We start from the raw sequence: 24,502 nt of genomic DNA, 5'->3' as shown, positions 1-24,502 counted from the left end.
CTCCATAAAAAAGACTTCATACTAATATCGTCGCAAAAGAGTAAAAGGTTCGAACCTTATTTTAATTTATAGGTCATCTACCATCGCAGATGATTTTGCATAGGCGGTGGACTTGGCTTCAAAGAAATCAGTCTTAATCAGGTTCGCATTGCTATACTGGCTGACCCAGCTCATAGATTGAGGTTCTTCCCTGTGCCCGTCATAAATAGGTGCAAAGCCGAGATTTTCACATCTGAGATTCCCCAAGTATTGAATATAGTCGGTAACCATTTGACTGTTAAGCCCGGGAATATCGTTTCCTATAACATAATTTCCCCAAGCTATTTCTTGTTCACAGCCTTCCTTTATCATTCCTCTAAAAAGTTCCACGCTTTGCGGAGTAAATAATTGAGGCTCTTCTTTTTGAAGTTCCTGTATCACCGAGCGGAAAAGCCAAAGATGTGTATTTTCATCCCGATTGATATAGCGTATTTCCTGAACAGAACCGGGCATCTTATTGTTCCTTCCCAAATTATAAAAGAACATAAAACCGGAATAAAAATAAATACCTTCCAAAATATAGTTTGCAACGCATACTTTTAAAAAAGCAAGAGCGCTTTTGTCGGTTTGAAATTCATTGTATAAATCACCGATAAATTTATTTCTGCGTAAAAGATGTTCATCGTCTTTCCATTGATATAAAATTTCAGTGCGTTCTTCGGGAGAACAAATTGTATCGAGCATGTAACTGTAACTTTGTGAATGAACCGCTTCTTGAAAGGCTTGAATAGTAAGGCACAAGTTTACTTCGTTGGCTGTTACATATTGGCCGACATTCGGAAGGTTTGCAGTCTGAATACTGTCCAAAAAAATTAAAAATGAAAGTATTTTATCGTAGGCTGTTTTCTCCGGTACAGATAATTTTCGGTAATCTTGAACATCGGTAGTCATGTTAATTTCTTCCGGTATCCAAAAATTATTCATAGCCTGCCGATACCAATCGCTTGCCCATGAATACTTCATATTGTTAAAATCGTTTAGGTTGGTAGTATTTCCTCCAATCATTTTACGCTTGTGAGTTTCTATATCTCCTTTTTCATTAAACAAAGCCTTTTGGGGCAAAACGGTTTTTTCAGTTATCATAATTTTTATCTACTCCTTTTATAACATTATTTTCAAAATTAGATTTGCCGATATGTTGTTCAATTTTATTTTCCTGCGGTACATTTCCGCTTAAAATGTTGTCTTTTTTTTCTTCTATATCCAAAGCCATATCTAAAACGGTAAAGAATAAGATTACAATCATCGGTCCTAAAATGATACCGTCAAATGAAAACATACTGACGCCTCCCAACATTGAAAAAAAGATTAAAAGAGGATGTATTTTTATTCTGTCCTTTAAAAAGAAAGGACGTAAAAAGTTATCCATAAAACTGATTATCGAACCTGCAACCACCAAAAAAATAATACCTTTTACAAAACCTGCTGTAAAGCATAGCCCTATTCCTACAGGAAACCAAATTAAACCGCAGCCGACAAGGGGTAAAAATGAGCTAAAAAAGGTTAGAATTGCAAGCAATAGTGCACTTTGAACACCGAATATAAGATAAACTACAAAAGATGCAAGGCATTGATAAAACGAAACCAGAAAGAGACCCTTAAAAAGATTTGTTGTAATTTCGCCTATTTTAGAAAACAGTTTGCTTGATGTTTCATTCTCTATCGGGATAGCATGTTTTAGCAAGCTAAAAAGATAAGCCCCATCTATATAAAAAAAGTAAAGAGCAAAGGCAAAAAAAACAAGGGACAAAAAAAACGAACCTGCATTTTTTACAAGACTTGTTGCATACCTTAATATTTTATCCGAAGAAGAAGATAAAATGTTTAAAACTTCTTTTTGTAAATCAAGGTTGGAAATATCTATCGTCCCCATCGATAAGCGGTTTACCATTTCTGCTATATCGTTTTTTGAAAAGCCTGAATCTGCATTGTTAATATTTTCTAAAAAGGTTTGAATACTTTGAACAAGTATTTTTCCCTGCCCGAATATTTTTATCACAACAAAAAACAAAACACCGGCAACAACAAGAACCGTTATTATTGCAAAACTGCCTGCAAGCAATCTTTTCTTTATCGGGAAAGTTTTTTTTTCTTTATTCATCCTAGATAGTATCTTATTATATAACGGCCTTACCAAAATATAAATTACCGCCGACCATAATAAAACGCTTGCGTATGGTAAAAATAACTTACCCACAAGAATCAACATTCCTGCAAGTAATACAAAGAATGAAATAGTGTGAAGCCTGTGTTTGTTTTCTTGATACATTAGTTTCTGTTTTCCTTTTCGATATCCAAAAAGTATTTTACGGTTTTTACTTTAAGTTCGTCTGTTGCAGCATCGTCGCAGATTATAATGGATTTCGGATGAAGTTGTAAAGTGCTGACAGTCCAAACGTGACTTACCCCGCCCTCAACTGCCTGATGAACGGCCTCAGCCTTAGCATGTCCGGTTGCCATTATTAAAACTTCTTCAGCATCCATAATTGTACCGATACCGACAGTCAAAGCCGTTTTTGGAACAAGGTCTTCATTCCCGCCAAAGAATCGGGAATTCATTATGATGGTATCCCGTGTTAAAGTTTTTTCCCTTGTACGGGAAGCTAATGAAGAGTACGGCTCATTAAAGGCAATATGCCCGTCTGCTCCTATTCCGCCTAAAAATAAATGAATTTTTCCGTAAGAGCGGATTGCCTTTTCATAGTCTTCACATTCCTTTTTCTTATCCTTAGTCATCCCGTCCAATATATGAATGTTTTTAGGGGCAATATCGATGTGATTAAAAAAATTATCCATCATAAAATAATGATAGCTTTGAGGATGGGAGGGTTCCAAACCTACATATTCATCCATGTTAAAAGTAACTACGTGCTTAAAAGATAAAATGCCTTCTTTATTCTTTTTTATAAGCTCTTTATAAACACCCAGCGGTGTGGAGCCTGTCGGAAGCCCAAGAACAAAAGGCTTTTCTTTTGTAGGATTAAATTCGATAATTTTATTGCAGATATAATCGGCAGTCCATTTTGAACAATCTTCATAGTTGTTTTTTATGATAAGTCTCATAGAGTCTCCCTCTTAGCTTAATAACCTAAGGAACATATAATACAAAAAAACTTAAAATTAGTAAATAAATGATGATTGATTTTCAGGACAAGAACATAAAAGTAATCCGGAAATTTAACTAGAGTTTTGCAGATACAAAGTTTATACATTTTTAAGCTTATAAAAAGAAAGCAGCCCGAAAAGGAGGAGAAAGGGCTGCTTGTGAATAGAATAATAGTGTGTATCTTCTGTGTGTAAAAGTAATATAATTAATTTTTGAATAAATGTCAAGAGGCCGCATTATGAAAAAATTGCTACTCGGCAAAACAATCATAAGGGGCTGTTTTATCAAATATAAATCCTTTTTCATTCCATTTCGGAATAACATCGACATGAGCAAAAACAGCCTTCACGTTATCAGTAAATCCGTTATGGGAAGTAAATACATACTTAATTCTATTTAAATCCAGTTTTTCCTTTAATGCTTTCAAAGATTCAATATTCATTTCACTGTTGTAGTTGAACAGATCAAAAAAACACCATCCTCCGTCTTCATTCAGTGCAATGGAGTCTCCCGTAAAAAGCATTTCATTGTCGATTAAATACATTAAGTGTCCGAGTGTATGGCCAGGGACTAAAAACGGTTGAATCGTCAAATCACCGATAGAAACGGTTTGGCCGTCTTTAAGAAGGTGATAATTATCTTTTACTTTTACGGAATTTTTTAATCCGAACGGGCCGATCTTTTTACGATATACGGTATTTGTCAGATAATTTTCTTCAATTTCGCCGAGATAAATTTCAGCGTTGGTAAAGCAATTTTCACAACGAATATCCAAGCCTCCTGCATGATCCGGATCCGCATGAGTAAGAAACAGTGCCTGAACCGCTTTAGGATCGATTCCGATTTTTTTACATCCAGGTAAGAGAGCAGGATGATTTTTGTATCCGGAATCTATTGCGATCAGTGTGCTGCCCTTGCGGATAAAAAAGATATTAACGTCGTATTCTCTTACGCAGCTTACCGTCTCCGTCAATTTTCCTGTTTCCGAAGGATGGAAAGCTCCTTTTCCTCTGTACACTTTCGGAACAACATGAATTGCAAAATAATCCATCAAACTCATAAAAACACCCCCTATATTAATATTTGGTCATTTCTAAAAACTGAAGTTTTTAGTTCCTACTTATTATTTTAGTACTCATTTTATAAGCTGTCAAGTGTTTTGACATGTGTCTGACAGTATCTTGAGACAGCTTTTTTAGACGATCTACCTTCCCGTAAGGCTTATTTTTTGACTAATCTCCTTTACTTCCTGTAAATGCATAATAAAAACTGCAAGGGAATACATATTATTAAAATCATTTGAAATAGACGCATGAAGAGGTTGAATTATCCGATAGGTGATATTTGCAAAATATCAGGGCTCTCCGCAGAAGAAATCATTAAACCTTAAACTTCTTTACTTCATTTGCCAAATTCTCAATGCTGTGCTTGTTTTTTTGACTTATTTCATTTACTTCCTGAACGGCATTATTGATTTGTCTCGCCCCGATCGCCATTTCGTTCATGCTGTCGGTAATGACACGGGTAAGCTCATCGAGCTTTTGCATTTCTTGAGCTACATTCTCACCGCCTCGCAGCATCTCGGCGGAACCATCATTTACTTGGTTTGTTACCATATTGATATCGCGGATTGCAGTGAGTACTTCCTTGCTTCCGTTCTCCTGTTCACGCATAGCGTTAGTTAGGTTTTGGCTCATAGTTTTTACCTGCTCCGAAAGAGCAAAGATGGTATTGAACCTTTCTTCTGCCGTTTTTGAAGAAGTTGAAAGAGCTTCGATTTCGCCCGACAATACTTTGAGGGTAGAAGTTATGGTTTTACCTTGTGTGCTGGATTCCTCGGCGAGCTTACGGATTTCGTCGGCAACAACGGCAAAGCCCTTACCAGCCTCGCCTGCGTGGGCGGCTTCGATTGCGGCATTCATTGCTAAAAGATTGGTCTGACTTGCAATGTGCTGGATAACGCTTGAGGCTTCCAAAAGACTGCCTGATTCTTCGGCTATTTTTTGGGTAACAGAGTTTGAATTAACTATCGTCTCCTTACCGTCGGCGGTAGCGGAGGCGAGTGTTTTTATGACATCATCGGTTTTGCCGAGGGTTTGAGTGATAGAAGCTATGTTCCCAACCATCTGCTCGATAGCCGAAGAGGATTCGGCTACGCTGGCTGCCTGATTTTCGATACTGCCGTTAAGCTGTTTTATAGTGCGGATAATTTCTTCAATCGTAGCCGCCGTTTCGGTAACGCTTGCAGCCTGAGTAAGTGCCTGCTGTTTTACTCCGTCGATATTCGCACTTATTTGGTGCACGGCACTGGCGGTTTCGGTCATATTAGATGCAAGCTCGCTGCCTATGCTTGTCATTTCTTCACTGCTTGCTCCTACGGTCTTAATCGATGAGCCGATTTTGGAAATAGTCTGATTAAAATATTCCGACAGGTCGGTAATTTCATCGTTGCCGTTTATCGGAAGTCTGACCGTTAGGTCTCCTTCGCCATGCGCAATATTCTTCAGAGCGTTGACTACTTTTTTGATCGGTTTTATTATGTAACGGGTATCAAAATATATAAGGATAAACGCCCCAACTAAAATAATTGCAGTCAGACCCATAAGTGAAAGACGCAAAGAATTGACTGTTTTCATAAATTCGTTTACAGGTGCATTTATGATAACCTTCCAATTGGTAGTTTTCATCGTAGCATAAGAAGCAATTTTACTTACACCTTCGTATTCATAAAAACCTACCGATGAGGTATTGTTTTCGAGTGCAGTCTTTTCAAATGAGGCCAGAGATTCAAGGCTCTTGTCGGTTTCCGACATTTTCAATATATTCACCATATTTGTTACTTTGTCAAAATCTTGTAGTGCAACGATGGTGCCCGTCGAACCGATAATAAAGCAATAACCTGTTTTACCGACAACAATGTCAGAAATAAGATTTGAAAGATGCTTTGCATCTACAACACAATTTAATACGCCAAGCATATTATGATTGTTGTCATATAACGGTAATGCGAGTATAATTGTAAATTTATTCAAAGATCTGGAAAGAAGCGGCTCCGAAATAAATTTATTACCTGCAGAAGCGGATTTAAACCACTCCCTATCATGCACATCTACTATCGTTCCATCGTTAGTAGTACGCACTCCGGAAAGTCCGTATAGATTAAGCTGTTCGATTTTTTCGTTAGAAGAAACTGCTTTTTCCAAATATTTTGTTTTTTCCTGATACGATACTGCAGGATCTTTTAAAATGGGTTCCTGCGCTATATCCTCAAGAACTTGAAAAAATATTGAAATACGCCCGTCAACAATTTCTGCTGTGTCCGCCGCCTTGTCGATGAGATGGGTTTCGACTTTTTCGATTACTGCTTTACGTGCGATACGTATCGAAAAAAAACTTAATATAATACTGATTATCAAAATAAGCAGTCCGAATATGGCCATAAATTTGCTGAACAAAGAAAAACGTTTTGTTTTACTCATAGTAAAAACTCCTTACAGTTTATTTAATTTCAGAGTAGTACATTAAGAATACAACATATTTCCAAAAAATTAGGGGCTATACATTATTCTCCTAGAAGATTTGAGGAAAAGTTTAAATTTTTTTTAAAGGTTTCACTCTGTTGTAATATAGTCGAGTATTATAGGCTAAAAAGTCAGAGCTGTCAAGAACTGTTTTATGTTTTATGTGGCACGATGATTATTTAAGTTTTCTCAGCAATTTAAACAAACCAATTGCTTTTCACAATAAAAATTAATATAATATGAAGCTATATATACAAGAAAAATTAAATGCAAAATCCGTTTAAACAAATCACATTTTTATCGGTACTGCTTTAAATTCAAACTATATTGAAGGATTAATATTTATGCTTAAAACTTTATCAAAAAGCCTTCGGGAATATAAACGGACATCCGTTATCGCAGTGCTCCTGACAATCACGGAGGTGGTGTTTGAAATAATCATCCCGTCCACTATGGCATATCTGATAGATTTTGGGATTGAAGCCGGTGCAATGGGAACCGTGTTTAAGTACGGGGCAGCTCTTTTAATCTTTGCGCTTATTCAATTACTGACGGGGGTGTTTTCGTCGGTTACGGCAGCTAAGGCTTCGGCGGGGTTTGCAGCAAATTTGCGGCAGGATATGTACGCTAACGTGCAGACATTTTCTTTTTCAAATATCGATAAATTTTCGACTTCTTCTATCATAACTCGGCTTACCACCGATGTAACAAACGTACTCAATTCCTATCAGATGCTGGTAAAGCTCGCTGTGCGCGCTCCCGGTATGATGATTTTTGCGATGATCGCCTCGTTTAGAATCAGTACTAAAATTTCCATGATATTCCTCTGCATGATTCCATTTTTGGGGCTCGGTATTTTTTTTATTATACGCAAAGTGCATCCCATCTTTAAGACGGTGTTTAAGACCTATGATAAGCTAAACAATGTGGTGCAAGAAAACGTGCGCGGCGTAAGGGTAGTAAAATCTTTTAACCGGCAGCAGTACGAAATTGCCAAGTTTGAAAAAATTTCGGAATCGATTTACCGCGGCTTTTCAAAAGGGGAGCGGTATATCACGCTGATGATGCCGCTTGCTCAGTTTTCTATTTATACCTGTATGATTTTGATTTCGTGGTTCGGAGCAAGATCGATTGTTGCAAGCGGAAACAATGCGGCGGTCGGGCTAACCACAGGATCGCTTATGGCGCTTTTTTCCTATGCAACACAGATTATGATGAGCTTGATGATGTTCTCGATGGTCTTTGTGATGATTACCATCTCCCGCTCCTCTGCGGAACGTATTGCCGAAATTTTAAACGAACGCTCTACTATTCAAAACCCGGAACATCCCATAACGGAAGTAAAAAGCGGAGATATCCGCTTTACCAATGCGGACTTTATGTATAGTGCCGATGCGGATAAAAAGGTAATCAACAATGCCAACATTTCGATTGCTTCGGGAGAAACGGTAGGGATTATCGGCGGCACAGGTTCTTCCAAAACCTCCTTTGTGCAGTTCATTCCGCGTTTGTATGATGTTACCTCCGGTTCGGTCAGTGTAGGCGGCGTGAATGTAAAAGATTATGATGTAAAAACATTGCGGGATGCTGTGGCGATGGTCTTGCAGAAAAACGAATTGTTTTCCGGCACGGTAAAGAGTAATTTGAGATGGGGTAACGAAAATGCAAGCGATGCGGAAATAGCCGAAGCCTGCCGCCTTGCCTGCGCCGCCGAATTTGTTGAAGCAATGCCGGATGGCTATAACTCCCGTATCGAGCAGGGCGGAACAAACGTTTCAGGCGGACAAAAACAGAGGCTCTGTATTGCGCGGGCGCTTTTAAAAAAGCCTAAGATTTTAATCCTCGATGATTCAACCAGTGCTGTGGACACCAAAACGGACGCACTGATTCAAAAATCATTTAAGGAGTTCCTGCCGGAGACCACAAAGATTATCATTGCACAACGTATTTCTTCCGTACAGCATGCGGATAAAATCCTTGTATTCGATAACGGCTCGATTACTGCGGTAGGCACTCATGACGAACTGCTTCAGACGAGTGCCATCTATAAAGAAGTTTTTGAAACTCAACAAAAAGGACATGAAGAATGAAACCAGCTCACACAACAAAACATGAAATGAAGCTTTCTATGCCTACCGTCAAACGGCTTCTTTCCTATCTTAGACAATATAAAACCGTCCTTGCGGTTGTTACGGTCTGTATTCTTATCAGTGCGGGAGCAACCGCTGCATCATCACTATTCCTGCAAGTATTGATTGATCGGTATATTACGCCTCTCCTTGCGCAAAGCACACCGGTGTTTACAGGGCTTTTACGCGTGCTCATTTTTATGGGTGCGGTGTACGGAACCGGTGTTCTTTGTTCGTGGATTTATAACCGTCTGATGATCAATGTTGCACAGAGGACGCTAAAGCGTATCCGCGATGAAATGTTCTCTAAGATGCAGCGCTTCCCTCTACGGTATTTTGACACGCATACTCACGGCGATATTATGAGCCGTTACACCAACGATACCGACACTCTCAGGCAAATGATTACTCAGTCGATGCCTCAGCTGGTTTCTTCCGTGTGCACGATTATTACCGTGTTCTTTGCAATGCTGTATCAGAGCGTGTACCTCACCGTCATTGTGGTCGCTTCCATCTTTTCTATTTTAAAAGTGATTAAGTTTGTCGCCAAAAAGAGCGGTTTCTATTTTGTCCGGCAGCAGGACACGCTTGGGCAGCTGAACGGCTATGTTGAAGAGATGATGAACGGGCAGAAGGTAATTAAGGTGTTCTGCCGGGAAGAGGCGGTAAAAGCGGAGTTCTGCGAAAAGAATGCCGCATGGCAAGAAAGTGCGGCCAAGGCAAACGCCTATGCGAATATCATCATGCCTTTTATGAATGCGCTGGGGTATTTTCAGTATGTGATTGTTGCGCTTCTCGGAGCATGGTTTGCAATTGCAAAAATACCAAACCCGACTATCGCCGGTATCAATACGCTGACGCTTGGAACCATCGCTTCGTTTTTAACGCTGTCGCGGAGCTTTACAAATCCGATTTCCCAGCTATCCAATCAGCTTAACTCGGTAATCAATGCCGTTGCAGGTGCCTCGAGGATTTTTGCATTGATGGATGAAGAACCGGAAAAAGATGCCGGTACGGTTACCCTCGTGAATGCACGTGAAGAATCAGGTACACTGACCGAAGCTGCGGAGCACACAGGCCTTTGGGCATGGAAGGAAACAAGCGAAGACGGCAGTGTTGCGCTGACTCGGCTAACCGGAAAGGTGATTTTTGAACATGTCGATTTCGGCTACATCCCCGATAAAAAAGTCTTAAAGGACATAAACCTTTTCGCAGAGCGCGGACAGAAGGTTGCGTTTGTCGGGGCGACAGGTGCCGGCAAGACGACGATTACCAATTTGATTAACCGCTTTTATGATATAAATAAAGGCACGATTACTTATGACGGTATACCGATTACCCATATCAAGAAGGAAGACCTGCGGCGTTCGCTCGGCATCGTGTTGCAAGAGGTGAATTTATTTACCGGCACCATCATGGAAAATATCCGCTTCGGCAACTTGGACGCAACCGATGAACAATGTATTGAAGCGGCAAAACTCGCCAATGCGCATAACTTTATTACAATGCTGCCCCACGGGTATGACACCGTAATTGAAGGAAATAAAAATTCTCTTTCGCAGGGACAGCGGCAGCTTTTGTCCATTGCCCGTGCTGCAGTCTCAGACCCTCCCGTCATGATTATGGACGAAGCGACATCTTCCATCGACACCAGAACCGAAGCTCTCATCCAAAAAGGCATGGACAGGCTAATGGAAGGCAGAACCGTATTCGTCATCGCCCACCGCCTTTCCACCGTTATGAATTCCGACGTTATCATGGTCTTGGATCACGGTGAAATTATCGAGCGCGGCACCCACGAAAGCCTCATCGCCAAAAAGGGAGTGTATTACAGGCTTTACACCGGAGCTTTTGAGCTCGAATGATTTTTTGAAAATATACTGTGAAATATCTTGATTGGAAAGGATAAAAGGCAGATATAATGCTCTTACCAATCAAGATACAAATACCGTATCAGATAGAACACATAATTGTTTTTTCTATTTTTTAGGCATTGCAGCGTTTTTGAGTAATTTTTCGATAATATCTCTATTATCGAGAAGGCTCGAAAGGGAAAGGTTTTCGTGCAGACGGGTAATAACCTGAGCAAATAGCCCCGATACGTCGGTTTCAATATACCACTCTTTTTGCTTTAGCTCGGTATGATAGACGGCATTTGTTCCTATGACCCTATAAAAAAGCCCCTTGGAATAGGCTTCATCGAATTGCTGAATGGCGTCTCCTGTAAAAAAGGGAAGACTTACGGCGGCTATAACCTTTTTTGCCCCCTTGCTCTTCAAAAACTCCATAGCTTTTAAAAGAGTCCCGCCCGTGCCCAACATATCATCAGCGAGGAAGGCATTTTTTCCTTCAACATCTCCTAAAAGTTTTATGCTTATGATATTTGATTGCTTTGCATTTTGGGTAACTATGGAATAATCTCTCTCCTTATAAATCATGGCAAGAGGCTTTTGCAAGCCTGAAGAATAGAATTTATTCCGGTCAACAGCTCCTGAATCGGGAGAAACAACTACGAATTCTTCTTTAGAGTCGGCACTTAAATCGAGTATTCTTGTAAGCTCCCTAATAATCTGATAACTTGCATGAAGATTTTGTAAGCGTGCAGAATGGAATGAGTTTTCAATTTCGCGGGAGTGAATATCAAGGGTAATAACCTGCTCTACATCTAGGTCTTCATAAATATGCCCAAGTAAGCTGGCAGTTAAGCCCTCTCTTCCTTTCTTTTTATGCTGACGGCTGTAAGGATAAACCGGAAGAACTAAAGATATTCTCCCTGCCCCTGCGTGGCGGACGGCATCAATTGTTACGATGAGGGACATAAGATGATCGTTTACTGAAAAGATTTCCTTGTTTTTGCCTTCATTTATGGTAATTTCCTGCTTGTTTTCAACATCCTGAAAAATATAAACATCTTTTCCTCGGACTGTCTCTAAGAGCTCTGTTTTAAACTCGCCGTTCATAAAATATGTAAAACGGGCATCCACCTTGAATTTGGGTACATGGATTTTATTTGTATCCTTGTTTACAGACATCCTGCTTGAAAACAAATCGTTATAAAAGTTAAACTTTTGAATCATATCTTCACCGGAGGTATTGTACCTCTTTGCTAACTTTTCGCTTTGCTGATATAACTTACGGGCATAGATATGCTTCAAATTCTTAATCGTTAAATCTGCAAACTCTTCACCCCCCGGACAAGCAATAATTGCGAGGTTATTCGATTCAAGATAATTCATTTTGCCTCCAAAAAGAATGTAAAAACTTCACTTAATTCACTTTATCACTTGTTAAAGAAAATTACAATAGGGGAAGAAATTTATATTAATATCTTCCAAAGTTCATACTTTGTTCAATTATCCAATGGAGCTGCTAAATATTAACCAATCGTTTTGCAAGTTTTACCGCTTCGACGGCATCCTTGGAATATCCGTCAGCTTTTATTTTGTCTGCAAAGTTTTGAGAAATCGGGCCGCCGCCAATCATTATTTTAAACTTGCTGCGCATATTTTCGTTTTCTAATTTTTCGATTACACGGCGCATATTGGGCATTGTAGTCGTCATTAAAGTAGACATTGCAATTATCTCGGCATTTTCTTTGACGGCCGTATCTACAAAATCATTGACCGGAACATCTCTTCCCAAATCGATAACTTCAAACCCCTCTGTTTGAAGCATCGTTTTTACAAGATTTTTTCCGATATCATGAGTGTCTCCCTCGATTACACCCATAACGATTTTATGGCCGGAACTCATATCCTTCTTTTCCAAGCATGGCCGCAAAACCTCAAGCGCATTTTCCATTGCATCGGAACAAAGCAAAATATCGGTAACAAAATATTCGTCTTTTTGAAACATATCACCTGCACGCTTCATTCCATCTACAAGTCCATCCATAATTGCATCGAGGGCGGGATAGCCTTCGTTAAGATAATCCTTTGCAACTTGTGCAATTTTTTCATCTTCATATTCGAATACATAATCCGAAAGTTTTTGTAAATACTCGATTTTTTCCATACCGGCTCCTTATAAATCGGGAAAGTAAGAACTTTCCATAAAAAATTTTTGATACTTAGAATCCAAACTTAAATCACTAAACCATATTTTATTTTTTAGCTTCATTAAGTTATTTCTTTTGTTTATATTTAAAACCGCGCTTATCGCTCCGTCTAAAGATGTATTTTTCATATAAGAAAATTTCTCTTTTGCTATTAGGGGAAGAAAGCCGGTATTTATCAGCATGTCTTCAGTAAGATGATTACCGAATTGCCCTGCAATAATTATTTCATCCAGTTGTGAGGCGGTTAAATTAAATTTATCCAGTAAAATATTGATACCTGAAAGAATTGCCGTTTTGGAAAGCTGGATGTTGCGTATATCTTTTTTTGAAACATATAGTTTATCAAAAAGCCTTATTACCGTTTCGCCATTTATATCCGATAAAAATTTTTTCCGCACATCGGACACATCAAGAGAGGACAACGAAATCAGCCGTCCTTTTTTATCGATAAGTTTCGCCTTTAAACTTTCGCGTATTAAAGCAAGAATGCCCGAACCGCAAATAGTTTTGGGTTCTGTGTTTCCTATTACTTTTAAATTTATGTTCCCCGAAATTAAATCAAAATTAACGTCTTCGACGGCTCCGCTTTGTGCGCGGGATCCGAAGGTAATATTCATACCCTCAAGAGCGGGTCCTGCTGCACAGGATGTCGCAAAAAAAGAAGAGCCGTGTTTTAGTACAAGCTCGGTATTTGTTCCGATATCTATAAAAAGAGTGTTTGTTTTAAGTTTTTCCATTTCAATAAAATTTATTCCCGAAACAATGTCCGCTCCGATGTACGATGAAACCGAAGGTATAATAAGAGCATGAGTATGTGCTCCTATATGTAAACCGATTTCGGAAGATTTAAAATTAAGCATTTTATCAAAAACATTTTTATATGGTGCCGTTCCTAAAACATGAGGATTTATTCCTAAAAGAATATGATTCATAACCGAATTTGCCGAAAAAACTATTTCATAAATAAAATCGGGATTTATCTGCAGTTCGTCAATCATTTCAAAAGATGCTTTTTTTATCGCAGCTATAATGAGGTCTTGCATTTTAAAAAGATTATGTTCAGATTCAAGGGCTGCGCTGATGCGGGTTAAAACATCGGATCCGAATTCTATTTGCGGATTTATAAATGAACGTTTTGCAGAAACCGTCATATTTTCCACATCGATTAAAACCATTGCAACCGTAGTTGTTCCTATATCGGCTGCAATTGCATACTTTTTATTTTTATCGCCATCCAATATCGCAATTAAGTTTTTATCTAAGTACACACCGGTATAATTACCGCTTACCGTTTTTAAGGATTTTAAGATTTCAAAATTAATTTTGCCGAAGGCATCCTCGTATTTATTAAGCCAGCTTTTATTTTCATGTGTTTCGGGAGCTTTTATTGTTTTTGTTACCGTTTTTATTGCCGCTTCCGTTCTTTTGTCGAACTGTGTTTCACTTATTAAAAAACCTTCCGCTTTTTCTTCCTGCGGAACTTCAATGATAATATCTTTTGAAGGTTTTATCATACAGGCAAGACGATATGAATTTAAATTTAATTCTTTTTCTTCCGGCAGAAGGGGAATGTTTTCACCGGTAAATTTTACTTTACATTTACCGCATTTTCCTTTGCCTCCGCATGGAGCATCGATAAAAATATTTTCGTGCTTTATTATTTCCAAAAGAGTTTCGCCTAAACTGTAATCGGTTTCTTTTTTTAAATTATTTATTTGAATCACTGCTTTCGGCATTTTCCACACCTATTAAAATATTTTTTATGTTTTCAAGTTTTGAATTCATACCTAGCCCGCAAGCAGGAGCTATTATATCTATGTTTTTCTTTACCCTGTTTACAGCCATTTGTTTTATAACTTCAGGACGGGAATGTTCCAGCGCATATGTGCTTATGTTTCCCATTACAGGTTTTTGTATTTTTTCTTTTGCTTCTTTTAACGAAACGATTGCATCGAAAGAAAAAGCGTCGGCATTTATTTTAGCTAAAAGGCCGAATACTTTTTTCATTTGACCGCATATATGAACAATAACCGGAATATTTTTATCGGTTCTAATTATCGAAATCATTTTATTCATATAGGTTACCATATATTCTTCAAAATACTTCGGTCCCAATATTTCTCCCGTACCGCTCGGATCCGAAATAGTAATCAGGTCGGCACCCCGTCTTGTCTGCTCAAGAGCAAAATGTCCTACTTCTGAGCTGATAAAATCAAAAAAGGTATGAGCGGTCTCTTTATCTTTTTTTAATGCCGGATAAACTTTTAAAGGATCTACGATGCTTGTTCCTACGGAAAAAGGTCCTGGAACATTTCCTATTACGGGAATGTTGTCGTTTTTTAAAATAGAAACGGCTTCCAATACAGCCTTAGGTCTTCCTTCAGTAAAATTTATTTTGTGAAAATTTGTCAACTCCATTCCATCGGCAGCATATGCTTTTATATGAGGTTCGCAGGTATCCGAACCGATGTCGCATTCGGCTCCCATAGCTTCGGCTTCTATGCTCATACAAAATGGAACGGCATAGTTTTCAAAAAGATTTTCTTCGACAACCAGTTTTGAAAGAGCCGCCATAGTTTTTCCGTCGGAGTTGGCTTTTTTAAAATCGATATTATATTTTTTAATTAATTCCGTAACACAAGGATTCATCATACCGCCGGGACAAATGACGGGCGGCCGATCTGTTTTATTTCCGTTTAAAATAGCAAGAAGTCGCTCTTTTTTATTCATCCGTTTCTCCTTTTATAAACTCAAAAAGTTTTATTCTGTTTATTTCGGTCTTTAAATTGATACATATATTTCCAAATATTTTTTTTTCGGCCGCCAAATCCTTAATTGCATCTTGAACATTTTTTTTGCCTGTCTCTATCGTTTGTCCCTTTAAAAAACCTAAGTCCTCCATTGCTAAACTTAATTTCGGACAAAGGTAAATTGAAAACTTTGTATTACATAAAATATAATCGAGTAAGGGCGCGTAAAAATTATTGATTGTTCTTTCCAAAGCAGCCGGGCCTATAATATCAACGGAGGCGGCCGGGTCTGCAAGGGAAATAAGTCTTATATTAAAGCAATTTAATGCTTTTATAAAAGAAAAATAATTTTTTAAAAAAAGGTCTGCAAGAGCTTTTTCAGTTTCGGGATTTTTTCTAAAGGCTCTGAATATTTTTTCAGCGGGAATGATAAATGATAAAAACGTGTAAAAACCGGTCATCTCATATGCGAGAGGTTTATCGTATTCAGAGTCAAAACACTCCGTCATTATTTTATAATGAGGAACGGTATAGTCGAATTCTTTTAAAGAAAATAATTCTTCGACATCCGTTATAATAGGATTTTTTACCCGTATGAGGCTGTTTTCATTTATCAAAGCACCTTGCAATTCGGCTTCAAGCGTATTTGTAATGGGGAAAAAAACAAAGGGATTGTTTTTTGATAAATATTCGGCCGCCTTTTTATAAGAATTCACATCAGAAAAAATTGTTGACACATCAATTTTATCTTCGAGAGGATCGTTTGTTTTGCCGTCTTTATAGTTGCAAATATAATTTCTAATCTTCATCAAACCTGTTCTTATCTATCGGCATATGAGCGTAATAACGCCCCCACTTCATAAAGGCATCTATGTTTTCAATTTTGGTTCCCTTCGGAATTTGACAGCCGGTTGAAAGAATATATCCGCATGTATTATCCCAGCATTTTTTTACACAATCTCTAACCGATTTGCGTATGTCTTCTTCGTTCCCCAAATACATAACATCAACCGGCGGAACGTTTCCGGTAATCATTACTTTGTGTCCCATAACCGCTTTTGCTTCTTCAAGGTCTTCGCAATTATCAATCGAAAAATTTCCGATGCCTGTTTCCATTACATCTTCCCACAATTCGCGGGATTTACCGCAGATATGTACGGTAGGATGTGAACCGCAATATTTTATTACGTCTTGAACATTTTCTTTAAAATACGGAAGAGAAAATTCTCTATACTGTTCTAATTTTAAAATGCTGGAAGAAGAAACGGGGTCGCAAAATCCCGTACCGAATCCTAATTTACCTAAGGCCTTTATATATTCACGGTTATTTGCTGTAATAATTTTCATAAGATGGTGCAGGGCTTCGGGTTTTTTGATGATCCAGCGTAAAAGCACTTCAGTGCCAAGTACGGAAGCAGCAACCGTAAACGGAGCAGTCATTGATGCCCCTATATCGGCAACGTCTCCGATTTTATCGCGTATTTTACAGAGCGCCTCCAAAAGAATAGGGAGTTTACCGTCTTTATTCGGATTAACCGGTTTCAGTTTATCTATGTCTTCTTCTGTTTTTACTACCGGTTCTTTTAAATTGGTTATATTATCGTATGGATAATTTAATACGGAACCCATCGCTTCCGCCATTCCGCGAAGCGTTGTGGAAATACCTACACCTTCATGTCTGAAACGCTTAAACAAAGCGACTTCCGTTTCCGCCATTACATCGGAGCTGGTATAATAATCATTAGTCGTATGGCCGGTAAAGCCTGCCATCGTAACCCCCATATCCGGCACAACCGGCAGCCTATCAATCGGCTTATGGGAAGCAAAAGCCTCCATCCTTTCTTTCGGCGTCATTTCATCTTTAAATTCTTTGTACATAAAATAAGGCTCCTTTTTGCAAAAAAATAAATATTTTGTAGTCTTTTTTACAAATTCACGGCTATTAAAACTCAAGTGCGTAAGACTTCATAGTTATAAACAGGGGAATTCTTTGATATAAATTTTAAGTGTTTTAAATCAGATTTACCAACTTTAGGCAACACTTGCCGTAAAATCAGCTTGAGGTCATACAGAGAATTTATATGAATAGTTTTTCATAAATAACCTCCTTGAGCGGATATGATGAAAATACTATACCTAAAATTTATTTTAGTGTCAATAACCGCCCGAAGAGATGTATTTAAGTTCACATTATAATCTGCTTAAAATATTATACTTAAAATATACTTAGTTGAAAAAAAAAGGCTTTTTTGCTATGATGATGCCTTAAATTGTATTTTAGGAGACAAATATGCAGGAAAACCAAGAACAAAAAAAGCGGACGGGTTGTTTTACGGCACTTTTTCGCGGGATAAATATTTTACGCTTGATAATAATAAACATCATTTTTTTCTTTTTCTTTTTTTCCTTTTTAGGGGTTATGGGATCCATACCCTCTAATACAAAAACAGTAGAGAGCGTACCGAATGAAGCCGTACTTATGATAAATCCTTCAGGGATTCTTACAGAAAAGGAAGCGGATATTTTTTCGGCCGGTATTCCATCACTCGGGAAAAAATCGGCAGTACTGGTTTCTGATCTTGTAAAGGCAATAAAAAATGCGGCCTCCGATAGGCGTATCACGAGCCTTTATTTGGACTTTTCGGAATTAGGAGGTCTTTCATCGGGGCATTTAAGCGAATTAGGAATGGCTTTAAATCTGTTTAAAAATTCCGGTAAGAAGATATATGCCTATGCTGTGGGTTATTCCATTCCTTCTTATTTTTTAGCTTCCTATGCAGACCGTATAGGAATCGATCCTCTGGGAGAAATCTCCTTTGCGGGCTTCGCCTCCCGTCCGGTATTTTTTAAAGGCTTGGAAGAAAAATTCGGCATCAAGTGGAATGTAATACAGGCCGGAACTTACAAGGGTATGGCAGAAACTTATTCGCGGGATAGCCTTTCTCAAAATGTAAGAAGCAATTTAAAATCTATGTTCGATGATTTATGGAATAAATACACTTCGGACATTGCAGCAAATAGAAATATATCGCCTGAAAAAATTAGGGAATTCGCCGAAAACAATAATTCCGTTATAAAAAAATATGAAGGAAACGGAGCAAGAGCTGCTTTAGAAGAAGGCTTTGTTACCGATATTGCTTCAGTAGATGAGTTCGCTGCAAACATAGGCTTTGCCGATAGTAAAACATTTTTAGTAAATGTAAACACAATAGATTATACTTCATATAATGCAAATTTTACGGAGATGCCGTCTCAAAATTCGATAGGAGTTATTCATCTAAACGGATCAATTACGTCCTCCAGCTCAAGCCCTATAGAGGAGGCCGCTGTAAGCTATAAGATTGCGGAGCTTTTTGATATTGCCCAAGACGATCCGACTGTAAAGGCCATCGTTTTAAGAGTAAATTCAGGCGGGGGAGAGGTCTTTGCGTCGGAAGAAATCAGGCGGACTATAGACAGAGCTAAGGCCGCAGGTTTACCTGTTGTGGTTTCAATGGGTTCCGTTGCCGCCTCCGGAGCTTATTGGATTTCATCTTCTGCAGATTATATTTTTGCAAGTCCTTACACAATTACAGGTTCAATCGGTGTATTAGCTACTGCTCCTTCTTTTAAAGAAGCCGTAAAAAAATACCTAGGCATAACAAGCGATTTGGTTTATTCGGGACAAAAGCCTTCATATGATATTTTAGAAGACCCTTCCATTGAAGAAAAAGAAGTAAGACAGCTTGAAGTTATGCACATATATAAAACCTTTATCGAAACCGTAGCAAGGGGAAGAAATCTTCCCGAAAAAACCGTTGAAGAATTAGCCGGCGGCCGTGTCTATTCCGGTGAGCAGGCCTTAAATTTAAAATTGGTTGATGCTTTAGGTTCTTTAGACGATGCCGTAAAATATGCTGCAGATCTTGTAAACATCAGCGGACAATATTCCGTAAAGGAAATAAAAAAGCCCCTGCCTTTAACTGAGGCCTTAGTAAAAAGTATTTTAGAAGATATTAATGCCTCTACGCTTTCACAAATGAATTTTGCAGACATCAAGGCCTTCACGGATTTTTTAAATTTAAAGTCAAAAAAAGGCATCTATGTTTACAGCCCCGAATACCTTATTTGGGAAAACTAAACTTTCAGTAATGGAGGAAGAGATATGGCTATAAATTGCGGAATTGTTGGTTTACCCAATGTAGGAAAATCGACTATATTTTCGGCCCTCACAAGCGCGCCTGCTGAGGCTGCTAATTATCCGTTTTGTACAATAAACCCCAATGTGGGAATTGTGAGTTTACCCGATGCCCGTTTAAAAAAGCTGGCTGAACATTTTAACCCAAAAAAGGTAATTCCTGCAACCGTAGAATTTGTGGATATTGCGGGCCTTGTAAAGGGGGCCTCAAAGGGCGAGGGTTTAGGTAATCAGTTTTTGTCCCACATTAGAGAAGTAGGCGTTATTGCCCACGTTGTGCGCTGTTTTGATAATGATGATATTGTCCATGTTTCAGGAAAAATAGATCCGGCTTCCGATATTGAAACGATAAATATCGAGCTCGCTCTTGCCGACCTTGCAAGTTTGGATAAAAGGGCGGAGCGTGCCGAAAAGGCGAGCCGAATGGGCAAGGAAGCTCAAAAGGAAGCCGCCGTTGTAATGCGTGCTATCGAAAAAATCCGCCCTCTTTTGCAGGAAGGAAAAGGAGCCCGTCTTGCCGACTTGACCGATGATGAAAAAGCTGCAATCTACGATACTCACCTAATTACAATGAAGCCTCAAATGTATGTCTGTAATGTGGATGAAACAGGTGCTCAAGATAACAATCCCTATATAGCGGCAGTTAAAAAAATTGCAGAATCGGAGGGTGCCGATACCGTTGTAATTTGCGGAAAGTTTGAAGCCGAATTAGCCGACCTTGAAAGTGAAGAAGAACGCCTAAGTTTTTTAGCGGAAGCAGGCCTAAAAGAATCCGGCCTTTCACAGCTTGCAAAGGCAGCTTATCACTTAATCGGGCTCAGAACCTTCTTTACGGCCGGAGAAGATGAGTGCCGGGCATGGACAATCCATGCAGGGGATACGGCCCCAAAGGCGGCCGGAGTAATCCACACCGACTTTGAAAAAGGGTTTATAAAAGCGGAAGTCTACAGCTTTGATGACTTTATAAAATACGGTTCCGAACAAAAGATAAAAGAGGCAGGACGTTACCGCCAAGAAGGAAAGGCTTATATAGTAAATGACGGTGATGTTATGTTCTTTAAATTTAATGTTTAATTTTTAGATATTTTGGGAAAAAAATGCTTGACATTTTTTTCCTTTTCAAGTATACTTTGGCAACACACAAACGATACACACTGTTTTTCACTAGACTCGCTCATTATCCTCCTTTTGAGTGAGTCTTCTTTTTTATTTTTGCTCCATCTTATTTTTAAAAAGTTTATGTTTTTATAGCTCCCCTTACTCTGTGGATAAATCAAAAACCGCATCCAAATCGAATTTTTCCGTCTTTGTTTGAGAAAATAAAATATTTTGATCCAGCTTCGCATCAAAGGGAGAGTTTTTAAAAAACTTAAAAAATAATGAGCTATGATTTTTTGTGTCTTGGTCTATTTCTACAAAGAGCTTGTAGGTTCCGGCTATGTTCCGTTTTGCAAAAATATACAACCGCTCTCCGTTTATTTGGCCTGCTGCTGCAGCCTTTGATTCTGCTGCCATAAAAAAACTTTTATCGGCCGTTATGCCGGACAAGGCAAAGGAGCCGAATTCTTCCAGCATATTTTTTCCGTTAAAATTAAAATTCTTTATTAAAACGTTTTTTTTATTTTTGGATTCTACGGTTTGAATAAGAAATCCTTGTAAATTATCCTTTGAAAGTTCCTCGATAATTTTGTTTAGAACATCAAAGCCCTGATCGTCATTTTCGATGAGGGTACTCATCAGCCGTTTTGCAAAAGCACCGCCTTGGCTTGAGTTTAAGCGCTCTATCATTTCGGCAGGGCTTATTTTTTTTCTTGCTACGGTTTTTTCAGTCTTAGGCTGATTGGTGGTTTTTAAAAATTCCGGGGCTGAGGGAGCTTGAGGGATTACAGGGTTTATTGTATTCGGTTTAGGGATTTCCGGCATACCGGGGATAGGAGGCACGGACGGAATAGGAATCGGATTAGAGTTTTGTCCGATCATAGGCAGGGACATAAAGATAGAAAAAATCACTGCGATTATAAAGGGACTTATCGGCATATTGGCAAGCCTGCTTTCAACGGTTTCAAGCCGCGCCTGAAGGCTTAAAATGGTTTTTTCCAAGCGCCGTTTTTCTTTTTCTAAGGTTCGCCGCGGATCTTCTTCTTTCTTTTTAGAAATTGTACCCCGGACTGTTGCAGGGCTTGTCTTATTTAAAAACATTTCTTCTGCCTCAGCTCTTTTTTCCGCATTACCTATATTGGCCACAAACTTCATCGCCTCATACCCGATAGCTGGGTTTACATTGTAGGCGCTGATTTTTTCGATAGCAGTTGCGGATGCCCTCGGGAGGCAGAGCACCCTATCGACATAATCCTCATATCTTACGCCGGCTTTTTTGCAAAGAGGCCGGGCCTTTCCAAGCAGGCGGCCGAGTTCTTTCATAAGGCGGCCGTCTTCTACCATTATAACTTGTCTGATTTCATCGGTTAATTCCAAAAGCTCGGGCGATTCCTCAAGAGTAATTTTATAAAAACCTTTTTTTTCGGCCTCAGCCAAAAGGCTGTGAAAGAGCGTCCAAAACTTGGGGCTGTGTACCCGTGTTGAATAAAAACCGCCCTCTTTTTCACACTGCTTGTGATGAGTATATTCATGCACGGCCGTGTAAATAAGCTCATTATCATTTGCAAAATTCTTATTATGAAGAATAATTTCGTGAGTATCCGGCTTATAAAGCCCGTTTACCTTTTTGCTGCTTTTTCCCGTAAAAACAACTGAAAACTCAAGCTCCGTATCCGCCGTCTCAAGCAAAATTTCTTTAACCCTATCTTGATTCATAACTGCATTATATACTATTTAAGATAAATTTTCAAAGAGATGAGGGAGTAGTTTTTAAAGCTTGCTTTTCATTTTTACTTAGTAAAATGTTTATGCAGTAAGTTACGGAACTTTCATCACTGCATAAACCAAAATGATTTGTTTAAAATTTAAAGACAGGACCTACTTTTAAGTAAAATACATTAGAGAAGCCTCCGGATCCGTTCAGGTCGTTATTACCTATGACGGAATAAATAGCTCCTGCATTTTTCACTCTAATTGCGTAATTAAAAATTCCAAAACCTAATGTATCAGTCAAAGAAAAAGAAATACCTATATTCTTTGTAAAATAGTATGCCGCAGAAATATGTAAAGCCAATCCTGCATTAAAACTTTCTATACTGAAAAAATCTTTTATATTAACCGAGTTTCCATTAAATTCAACTGATTCTGGACTCATATTTAAAGCTGTCCCTGCTCCAAAGCCAGTTGCTAATGTACAATAAACCATAGGTTGTTTAAAAGTATAACCTAGTAATAATTCTCCATTCCAATAAGCTCCCTTTATTTTTTTAAAGTTTATATCAATATCAGCATTGTTAAAAGTCATCTTTTTATTTATTGACCCTAAAAATGAAAAATTATTATTAAAAAGAAACGTAAATCCTTTATTTCCTATATATCCCATATCAGCACTTACGGCAAAGGTATTTAATGAATTTTTATGAAAAAACGTTAGATTCTGCGTCTCCCCAGGATTTAGCGAGAAAATATTAGAATATCCTATTTTCGGGCTTATTACAAATTCCGCAAAACAATTTACGGAAACCAACAAAATACATAAAAAAATAAGTGATATTTTTTTCATTTTAATCTTCCTTTTTGCAATCTTTTGTTATTGCAGGTATTTTATTTATTTTAAACCGATTAAATGTTATAAGCCGGTTCCGCACAAGCCTTTCCTCAAGAAGAATGCTTGTCAGCCTAAAATTCTTTCGATTATAAAACCTATTTTGTGGGGTAAATAAATTTACAGTAAAATTAAAACAATAAAGAGAAAATACATTTATTAAAATATTTTTTAATTTATTAAATTTTTCGGGGGGGGGTAACTTGATTTGTCTGTTTACAGATAAATTTCTGTATTAAAATTCCTTTTTGAGAAAAATTAAACTTAAAGCAAGTTTGTAAGAAGTTACACATGGGGACATATTAGAATAAAAAATGAGGTTTGTCAATATTTACATAAATTTGTAAATGTTTATTTTTTTAAAATATCGCTATGTGTTATTGCAATGTTATCGATATCCGTTTACCTAATGCATAAGCCATTTTTTCTAATGAGCCTATTGATGAGTTATATGCCGTATCAAGAATATTATTTACAGCACTGCGGGAGGTATTTAATCGTTTTGCCATTTCATTTTTGCTTATATTTTGATTTTTCATTTCAGCTTCTAATTGGTATATAAGAATTTTTTTTGCTGCTAATTCTTGAGCTTCTTCATATAACCCTTGTTCGACCATAAATTCACTAAATGATTGTCCTTTCTCTTTCATTTATTCATCTCCTTAAATTCCTTCAATCGAGAAATAGCTATCGTTAATTCTTTGAGCGGTGTTTTTTGTGTCTTTTTTATAAATCCATGAAGCAAAACTAAAGAAGAGTCTTCAATAGTAAAAAATATCCGAACCAACTATTTTTCTATCATTTTGATCTAATGATAAAATAAAATCTCTTACAGGTTGTCTATTATTAGCGGTTTCAAAAAATATCACCTCTAATGCTTCTGTTCGTTCCATATTTAATAGTACATTATAATGTACAAGGTGTCAATACTCGGCATTCAAAATAAATTTTCAAAGAGATGAGGGAAACATATTCTAACATTAAATTGTATAACTATTAAGCTCCGCTAAGCCCTTGAGT

The 24,502-nt window shown here is 38.0% G+C and carries 18 protein-coding genes and 1 pseudogene; 4 read left to right on the top strand and 15 right to left on the bottom strand.

From position 1 onward, the window contains the following. Positions 1–66: 66 nt before the first annotated feature. The 5 genes and pseudogenes from E4N74_RS11000 to E4N74_RS10980 all read right to left on the bottom strand — a co-directional run bounded on the left by E4N74_RS11000 (position 67) and on the right by E4N74_RS10980 (position 6,624). Complete coding sequence (locus tag E4N74_RS11000) at positions 67–1,122, bottom strand: ribonucleotide-diphosphate reductase subunit beta (RefSeq protein ID WP_044978162.1); 1,056 nt, start codon at positions 1,120–1,122, stop codon at positions 67–69. A gap of 97 nt (positions 1,123–1,219) precedes the next feature. Further along, positions 1,220–2,308, bottom strand: a pseudogene (locus E4N74_RS10995) (AI-2E family transporter); the annotation flags it as partial. Beyond that, positions 2,308–3,102, bottom strand: coding sequence for a glucosamine-6-phosphate deaminase (gene nagB / locus E4N74_RS10990; RefSeq protein WP_044978161.1), 795 nt, complete (start codon positions 3,100–3,102; stop codon positions 2,308–2,310). The pseudogene E4N74_RS10995 and the gene nagB, both read right to left, overlap by 1 nt. A 293-nt stretch (positions 3,103–3,395) precedes the next feature. After that, positions 3,396–4,205: an MBL fold metallo-hydrolase gene (locus E4N74_RS10985; protein WP_044978159.1), complete on the bottom strand. Its 810-nt coding sequence runs from the start codon at positions 4,203–4,205 to the stop codon at positions 3,396–3,398. 319 nt (positions 4,206–4,524) lie between these two features. Next, positions 4,525–6,624, bottom strand: coding sequence for a methyl-accepting chemotaxis protein (locus E4N74_RS10980; protein ID WP_255817719.1), 2,100 nt, complete (start codon positions 6,622–6,624; stop codon positions 4,525–4,527). Positions 6,625–7,010: 386 nt separating this feature from the next. On the opposite strand from E4N74_RS10980, the gene E4N74_RS10975 reads away from it, so the two are divergent. Both E4N74_RS10975 and E4N74_RS10970 read left to right on the top strand, forming a co-directional pair. After that, positions 7,011–8,756, top strand: coding sequence for an ABC transporter ATP-binding protein (locus tag E4N74_RS10975; RefSeq protein WP_255805283.1), 1,746 nt, complete (start codon positions 7,011–7,013; stop codon positions 8,754–8,756). Beyond that, entirely contained in the window at positions 8,753–10,660 is a 1,908-nt protein-coding gene (locus E4N74_RS10970) for an ABC transporter ATP-binding protein (RefSeq protein WP_255817717.1), read from the top strand. The genes E4N74_RS10975 and E4N74_RS10970 overlap by 4 nt, the downstream gene beginning before the upstream one ends. 114 nt (positions 10,661–10,774) lie before the next feature. Here the strand turns inward: E4N74_RS10970 and E4N74_RS10965 are convergent, their stop codons facing one another. The 6 genes from E4N74_RS10965 to E4N74_RS10940 all read right to left on the bottom strand — a co-directional run bounded on the left by E4N74_RS10965 (position 10,775) and on the right by E4N74_RS10940 (position 17,480). Beyond that, entirely contained in the window at positions 10,775–12,031 is a 1,257-nt protein-coding gene (locus E4N74_RS10965; RefSeq protein ID WP_044978151.1) for a ribose-phosphate pyrophosphokinase, read from the bottom strand. Positions 12,032–12,164: 133 nt separating this feature from the next. Next, positions 12,165–12,809 (bottom strand): corrinoid protein, encoded by a 645-nt coding sequence (locus tag E4N74_RS10960; RefSeq protein ID WP_044978150.1) that lies wholly within the window; start codon positions 12,807–12,809, stop codon positions 12,165–12,167. 9 nt (positions 12,810–12,818) lie between these two features. Beyond that, complete coding sequence (locus E4N74_RS10955; RefSeq protein ID WP_255817715.1) at positions 12,819–14,588, bottom strand: ASKHA domain-containing protein; 1,770 nt, start codon at positions 14,586–14,588, stop codon at positions 12,819–12,821. Continuing rightward, positions 14,560–15,582, bottom strand: a complete 1,023-nt coding sequence (locus tag E4N74_RS10950) for a methylcobamide--CoM methyltransferase (protein WP_044978146.1) — start codon at positions 15,580–15,582, stop codon at positions 14,560–14,562. Before E4N74_RS10950 ends, E4N74_RS10955 begins: the two co-directional genes overlap by 29 nt. Continuing rightward, positions 15,575–16,411 carry a uroporphyrinogen decarboxylase family protein gene (locus E4N74_RS10945; RefSeq protein WP_255817700.1) on the bottom strand — a complete coding sequence of 279 codons (837 nt, stop codon included), beginning with the start codon at positions 16,409–16,411 and terminating at the stop codon, positions 15,575–15,577. The genes E4N74_RS10950 and E4N74_RS10945 overlap by 8 nt, the downstream gene beginning before the upstream one ends. Continuing rightward, positions 16,401–17,480, bottom strand: a complete 1,080-nt coding sequence (locus E4N74_RS10940) for a uroporphyrinogen decarboxylase family protein (protein ID WP_255817699.1) — start codon at positions 17,478–17,480, stop codon at positions 16,401–16,403. Before E4N74_RS10940 ends, E4N74_RS10945 begins: the two co-directional genes overlap by 11 nt. Positions 17,481–17,892: 412 nt before the next feature. On the opposite strand from E4N74_RS10940, the gene sppA reads away from it, so the two are divergent. Further along, the gene (gene sppA / locus E4N74_RS10935) at positions 17,893–19,722 is read left to right on the top strand and encodes a signal peptide peptidase SppA (RefSeq protein ID WP_255817695.1); all 1,830 of its coding nucleotides are present in this window, start codon (positions 17,893–17,895) and stop codon (positions 19,720–19,722) included. A 24-nt stretch (positions 19,723–19,746) separates the two neighbouring features. Beyond that, entirely contained in the window at positions 19,747–20,853 is a 1,107-nt protein-coding gene (gene ychF / locus E4N74_RS10930) for a redox-regulated ATPase YchF (RefSeq protein WP_255817693.1), read from the top strand. Between the two features lie 183 nt (positions 20,854–21,036). Here ychF and E4N74_RS10925 read toward each other — a convergent pair whose 3' ends face one another. From E4N74_RS10925 to E4N74_RS12935, 4 genes are all read right to left on the bottom strand, one after another. Continuing rightward, a complete protein-coding gene (locus E4N74_RS10925) occupies positions 21,037–22,593 on the bottom strand; it encodes a hypothetical protein (protein ID WP_255817684.1) in 1,557 nt (518 codons plus the stop codon). A 142-nt stretch (positions 22,594–22,735) separates the two neighbouring features. Further along, on the bottom strand, positions 22,736–23,440 hold the full coding sequence (locus E4N74_RS10920) for a DUF2715 domain-containing protein (protein WP_255817682.1): 705 nt from the start codon (positions 23,438–23,440) through the stop codon (positions 22,736–22,738). Positions 23,441–23,859: 419 nt separating this feature from the next. Beyond that, on the bottom strand, positions 23,860–24,132 hold the full coding sequence (locus tag E4N74_RS10915) for a helix-turn-helix domain-containing protein (protein ID WP_145475317.1): 273 nt from the start codon (positions 24,130–24,132) through the stop codon (positions 23,860–23,862). Next, the gene (locus E4N74_RS12935) at positions 24,129–24,269 is read right to left on the bottom strand and encodes a type II toxin-antitoxin system RelE/ParE family toxin (RefSeq protein WP_420832860.1); all 141 of its coding nucleotides are present in this window, start codon (positions 24,267–24,269) and stop codon (positions 24,129–24,131) included. The genes E4N74_RS10915 and E4N74_RS12935 overlap by 4 nt, the downstream gene beginning before the upstream one ends. Between the last annotated feature and the right edge of the window lie 233 nt (positions 24,270–24,502).

The sequence above is a fragment of the Treponema putidum genome (assembly GCF_024401155.1).
In the GTDB taxonomy this organism is placed as follows: Bacteria; Spirochaetota; Spirochaetia; order Treponematales; family Treponemataceae; genus Treponema_B; species Treponema_B putidum.
The sequence above is the reverse complement of the archived record's forward strand: the minus strand, read 5'-3'. Positions and strand labels throughout refer to the sequence as shown.